This is a genomic window from Bacillus pretiosus, assembly GCF_051294775.1.
In the GTDB taxonomy this organism is placed as follows: Bacteria; Bacillota; Bacilli; order Bacillales; family Bacillaceae_G; genus Bacillus_A; species Bacillus_A wiedmannii.
The window spans coordinates 1-285 of sequence record NZ_JBPPHF010000527.1; the positions used below are offsets into that span (position 1 = coordinate 1).

Sequence of the window (285 nt, forward strand, 5' to 3'; positions counted from 1 at the left end):
GAGCAGCTATTACGCTTGCTGGGGCGCAGGAGACCATTCATGCTATGAATCAAGCGATTCAAATGCAGCAACAAGCATATTTGGCACAAATGATGCAAGGACAGTATATGCCATACTCACAATTTCCGATGCAAAGTGTGAATTATGATGTGTATCCAGCTAGTTTCTTTTCCATTCCATATGGTGGGACTTATTTCTTATGAAAGAAAGCGACTGATAAGAGTCGCTTTCTTTTTTATATTCCGCCTAGCTGCATTCCAAGGAATGCGAAGAGGATACCAACTA

Annotated in this window: 1 protein-coding gene; it reads left to right on the plus strand. The window is 41.4% G+C overall.

All coding sequences use genetic code 11. From position 1 onward, the window contains the following. On the plus strand, nt 1–203 hold a 203-nt coding region (locus ACSG5Z_RS32020), incomplete at its 5' end, for a DUF3947 family protein (protein WP_435712962.1). Nucleotides 204–285 lie beyond the last annotated feature (82 nt).